The 5,438-nt window shown below is 51.3% G+C and carries 2 tRNA genes and 3 rRNA genes; all 5 read left to right on the top strand.

The features are described 5' to 3' along the window. The first annotated feature begins 35 nt into the window (after positions 1-35). The 5 genes from FB598_RS20540 to rrf all read left to right on the top strand — a co-directional run bounded on the left by FB598_RS20540 (position 36) and on the right by rrf (position 5,265). Positions 36-1,568: ribosomal RNA gene (locus tag FB598_RS20540) — 16S ribosomal RNA — on the top strand. 123 nt (positions 1,569-1,691) lie between these two features. Then, a tRNA-Ile gene (locus FB598_RS20545) sits at positions 1,692-1,768 on the top strand. Positions 1,769-1,775: 7 nt separating this feature from the next. Next, positions 1,776-1,851, top strand: a tRNA-Ala gene (locus FB598_RS20550). A gap of 280 nt (positions 1,852-2,131) precedes the next feature. Further along, a 23S ribosomal RNA gene (locus FB598_RS20555) occupies positions 2,132-5,003 on the top strand. Positions 5,004-5,152: 149 nt separating this feature from the next. Beyond that, positions 5,153-5,265: ribosomal RNA gene (gene rrf, locus FB598_RS20560) — 5S ribosomal RNA — on the top strand. Together the 16S, 23S and 5S rRNA genes with 2 tRNA genes alongside form the textbook arrangement of a ribosomal RNA operon. The last annotated feature ends 173 nt before the right edge of the window (positions 5,266-5,438 follow it).

A 5,438-nucleotide genomic window follows, 5' to 3' on the forward strand; every position in this document is an offset into this window, starting at 1 on the left:
TTCGGGGTGGCCAGAAATGGCACAAAACAGAGATTAAACTAAAGAGTTTGATCCTGGCTCAGATTGAACGCTGGCGGCATGCCTTACACATGCAAGTCGAACGGCAGCATAGGAGCTTGCTCCTGATGGCGAGTGGCGAACGGGTGAGTAATATATCGGAACGTGCCCTAGAGTGGGGGATAACTAGTCGAAAGATTAGCTAATACCGCATACGATCTACGGATGAAAGTGGGGGATCGCAAGACCTCATGCTCCTGGAGCGGCCGATATCTGATTAGCTAGTTGGTGGGGTAAAAGCTCACCAAGGCGACGATCAGTAGCTGGTCTGAGAGGACGACCAGCCACACTGGGACTGAGACACGGCCCAGACTCCTACGGGAGGCAGCAGTGGGGAATTTTGGACAATGGGGGCAACCCTGATCCAGCAATGCCGCGTGAGTGAAGAAGGCCTTCGGGTTGTAAAGCTCTTTTGTCAGGGAAGAAACGGTTGCAGCTAATATCTGCGACTAATGACGGTACCTGAAGAATAAGCACCGGCTAACTACGTGCCAGCAGCCGCGGTAATACGTAGGGTGCAAGCGTTAATCGGAATTACTGGGCGTAAAGCGTGCGCAGGCGGTTGTGTAAGACAGATGTGAAATCCCCGGGCTCAACCTGGGAATTGCATTTGTGACTGCACGGCTAGAGTGTGTCAGAGGGGGGTAGAATTCCACGTGTAGCAGTGAAATGCGTAGATATGTGGAGGAATACCGATGGCGAAGGCAGCCCCCTGGGATAACACTGACGCTCATGCACGAAAGCGTGGGGAGCAAACAGGATTAGATACCCTGGTAGTCCACGCCCTAAACGATGTCTACTAGTTGTCGGGTCTTAATTGACTTGGTAACGCAGCTAACGCGTGAAGTAGACCGCCTGGGGAGTACGGTCGCAAGATTAAAACTCAAAGGAATTGACGGGGACCCGCACAAGCGGTGGATGATGTGGATTAATTCGATGCAACGCGAAAAACCTTACCTACCCTTGACATGGATGGAATCCCGAAGAGATTTGGGAGTGCTCGAAAGAGAACCATCACACAGGTGCTGCATGGCTGTCGTCAGCTCGTGTCGTGAGATGTTGGGTTAAGTCCCGCAACGAGCGCAACCCTTGTCATTAGTTGCTACGAAAGGGCACTCTAATGAGACTGCCGGTGACAAACCGGAGGAAGGTGGGGATGACGTCAAGTCCTCATGGCCCTTATGGGTAGGGCTTCACACGTCATACAATGGTACATACAGAGGGCCGCCAACCCGCGAGGGGGAGCTAATCCCAGAAAGTGTATCGTAGTCCGGATTGGAGTCTGCAACTCGACTCCATGAAGTTGGAATCGCTAGTAATCGCGGATCAGCATGTCGCGGTGAATACGTTCCCGGGTCTTGTACACACCGCCCGTCACACCATGGGAGCGGGTTTTACCAGAAGTGGGTAGCCTAACCGCAAGGAGGGCGCTCACCACGGTAGGATTCGTGACTGGGGTGAAGTCGTAACAAGGTAGCCGTATCGGAAGGTGCGGCTGGATCACCTCCTTTCTAGAGTGCGCACGAAGTTAAGCGTCCACACTTATCGGCTGTAAATCAATAAGAACAGTTATTTGGTAGGAAGCACGGTTTGATGCAAATCGCTGAGAACTGGCTACTGATACTGATCCAAGCGGGTCTGTAGCTCAGCTGGTTAGAGCACCGTGTTGATAACGCGGGGGTCGTTGGTTCGAGCCCAACCAGACCCACCAAGGTTTCGGGGGTTTAGCTCAGCTGGGAGAGCACCTGCTTTGCAAGCAGGGGGTCGTCGGTTCGATCCCGTCAACCTCCACCAAGATATCAAACCTAAGTCAGCGCTGTGAAAGGCGTTGTGATTTAGGTTTGGTCTTTTAAGACTAATGGCTGTTTTTGTTCTTTAACAATCTGGAAGAAGTAAAGATTCATTTAAACGATCGCCAGGACTTCGGTTCTTGCGAAAGTAAAAATGGGTGTGATTGTATCAATCAAAGTATTACGAAGTGATCTTAGCAATTAGAAGACTTACTTTGGCAATACGGCAAACGCTAAACTCAAATTTTTCTATAGCGCTCTGGCAACAGAGGCTAACGTTATAGGAACAAGCGAATAAGTGCACATGGTGGATGCCTTGGCGATTACAGGCGATGAAGGACGTAGTAGCTTGCGATAAGCTGCGGGGAGCTAGCAAACAAGCTTTGATCCGCAGATTTCCGAATGGGGAAACCCACCCGCAAGGGTATCACTCACTGAATACATAGGTGTGTGAAGCGAACGTGGCGAACTGAAACATCTAAGTAGCTACAGGAAAAGAAATCAACCGAGATTCCCAAAGTAGTGGCGAGCGAAATGGGACCAGCCTGCAAGATTTAGCATCGATGATAGTGGAACGGAATGGAAAGTCCGGCCATAGAGGGTGATAGCCCCTTACACGAAATCATTGGTGTGGAACTAGGCTTGCGACAAGTAGGGCGGGACACGTGAAATCCTGTCTGAATATGGGGGGACCATCCTCCAAGGCTAAATACTCGTAATCGACCGATAGTGAACCAGTACCGTGAGGGAAAGGCGAAAAGAACCCCGGAAGGGGAGTGAAATAGATCCTGAAACCGTGTGCATACAAACAGTAGGAGCCTCGCAAGGGGTGACTGCGTACCTTTTGTATAATGGGTCAGCGACTTACATTCAGTGGCAAGGTTAACCGCATAGGGAAGCCGTAGAGAAATCGAGTCCGAATAGGGCGTTCAGTCGCTGGGTGTAGACCCGAAACCAAGTGATCTATCCATGGCCAGGTTGAAGGTGCGGTAACACGCACTGGAGGACCGAACCCACTAATGTTGAAAAATTAGGGGATGAGCTGTGGATAGGGGTGAAAGGCTAAACAAACTTGGAAATAGCTGGTTCTCTCCGAAAACTATTTAGGTAGTGCCTCAAGTATCACCATCGGGGGTAGAGCACTGTTATGGCTAGGGGGTCATCGCGACTTACCAAACCATTGCAAACTCCGAATACCGATGAGTGCGAGCTTGGGAGACAGACGCCGGGTGCTAACGTCCGACGTCAAGAGGGAAACAACCCAGACCGCCAGCTAAGGTCCCAAAGATTGGCTAAGTGGAAAACGAAGTGGGAAGGCTAAAACAGTCAGGAGGTTGGCTTAGAAGCAGCCATCCTTTAAAGAAAGCGTAATAGCTCACTGATCGAGTCGTCCTGCGCGGAAGATGTAACGGGGCTAAGCCAGTCACCGAAGCTGCGGATATCCGTAAGGATATGGTAGGAGAGCGTTCTGTAAGCCTGTGAAGGTGTCTTGTAAAGGATGCTGGAGGTATCAGAAGTGCGAATGCTGACATGAGTAGCGATAATGCGGGTGAAAGGCCCGCACGCCGTAAGCCCAAGGTTTCCTGTTCAACGTTCATCGGAGCAGGGTGAGTCGGCCCCTAAGGCGAGGCAGAGATGCGTAGCTGATGGGAAGCAGGTTAATATTCCTGCACCGTCGTTAGATGCGATGGGGGGACGGATCGCGGAAGGTTGTCCGGGTGTTGGATGTCCCGGTTTCTGTATCAGAGAAGGCTGTTAGGCAAATCCGGCAGCGTAATTCAAGGGTATGGGACGAGCGAACTTGTTCGCGAAGCAATCGGAAGTGGTTCCAAGAAAAGCCTCTAAGCTTCAGTCTAACGAGACCGTACCGCAAACCGACACAGGTGGGCGAGATGAGTATTCTAAGGCGCTTGAGAGAACTCGGGAGAAGGAACTCGGCAAATTGGTACCGTAACTTCGGGATAAGGTACGCCCAAGTAGTTTGACTGGCCTGCGCCAGAAGGATGAAAGGGTTGCAATAAAATGGTGGCTGCGACTGTTTAATAAAAACACAGCACTCTGCAAACACGAAAGTGGACGTATAGGGTGTGACGCCTGCCCGGTGCTGGAAGATTAAATGATGGGGTGCAAGCTCTTGATTGAAGTCCCAGTAAACGGCGGCCGTAACTATAACGGTCCTAAGGTAGCGAAATTCCTTGTCGGGTAAGTTCCGACCTGCACGAATGGCGTAACGATGGCCACACTGTCTCCTCCCGAGACTCAGCGAAGTTGAAATGTTTGTGATGATGCAATCTACCCGCGGCTAGACGGAAAGACCCCATGAACCTTTACTGTAGCTTTACATTGGACTTTGAACCAATCTGTGTAGGATAGGTGGGAGGCTTTGAAGCGTGGACGCTAGTCTGCGTGGAGCCAACCTTGAAATACCACCCTGGTTTGTTTGAGGTTCTAACCTTGGTCCGTTATCCGGATCGGGGACAGTGTATGGTAGGCAGTTTGACTGGGGCGGTCTCCTCCCAAAGTGTAACGGAGGAGTTCGAAGGTACGCTAGGTACGGTCGGACATCGTGCTAATAGTGCAATGGCATAAGCGTGCTTAACTGCGAGACTGACAAGTCGAGCAGGTACGAAAGTAGGACATAGTGATCCGGTGGTTCTGTATGGAAGGGCCATCGCTCAACGGATAAAAGGTACTCTGGGGATAACAGGCTGATTCCTCCCAAGAGTTCATATCGACGGGGGAGTTTGGCACCTCGATGTCGGCTCATCACATCCTGGGGCTGTAGCCGGTCCCAAGGGTATGGCTGTTCGCCATTTAAAGTGGTACGTGAGCTGGGTTTAAAACGTCGTGAGACAGTTTGGTCCCTATCTGCCGTGGGCGTTGGAAGTTTGAAGGGGGCTGCTCCTAGTACGAGAGGACCGGAGTGGACGAACCTCTGGTGTATCGGTTGTCACGCCAGTGGCATTGCCGAGTAGCTAAGTTCGGAAGAGATAACCGCTGAAAGCATCTAAGCGGGAAACTCGCCTTAAGATGAGACTTCCCGGGAACTAGATTCCCCTAAAGGGTCGTTCGAGACCAGGACGTTGATAGGTCAGGTGTGGAAGCGCAGTAATGCGTTAAGCTAACTGATACTAATTGCCCGTGCGGCTTGTTCCTATAACATTAGCTCGGTTATAGACAAGTTTGCGTTATGTGTTTGCCCTTATGTGCATCACACCCTTATGTAACACCTAATGAATCAATACTTCTTCCAAGATTGGGTTGCCCGCTGCTCCGTTTGAGAGCGTGCAACTTTACAAGTTATGCCTGATGACTATAGCAAGTTGGTACCACCCCTTCCCATCCCGAACAGGACCGTGAAACGACTTCGCGCCGATGATAGTGCTGCAACCAGTGTGAAAGTAGGTCATCGTCAGGCTTGTTACTCCGCAATAGCCTCTCCATCTCTGATGGGGAGGCTTTTTGCTTTGCACTCTGGGACTTTGCGATTTGCGGAGCCGCGTTGGGGGAGCGTTTTAGCGTTTAGCCCTTCTGGCTCTGGGCTTCGCTTCGGCTTGGAAGCTTGGGCTGCCTCTGCGAGCGTACCTCCAT

It is taken from the genome of Herbaspirillum sp. SJZ106 (genome assembly GCF_006715495.1).
In the GTDB taxonomy this organism is placed as follows: domain Bacteria; phylum Pseudomonadota; class Gammaproteobacteria; order Burkholderiales; family Burkholderiaceae_D; genus Herbaspirillum.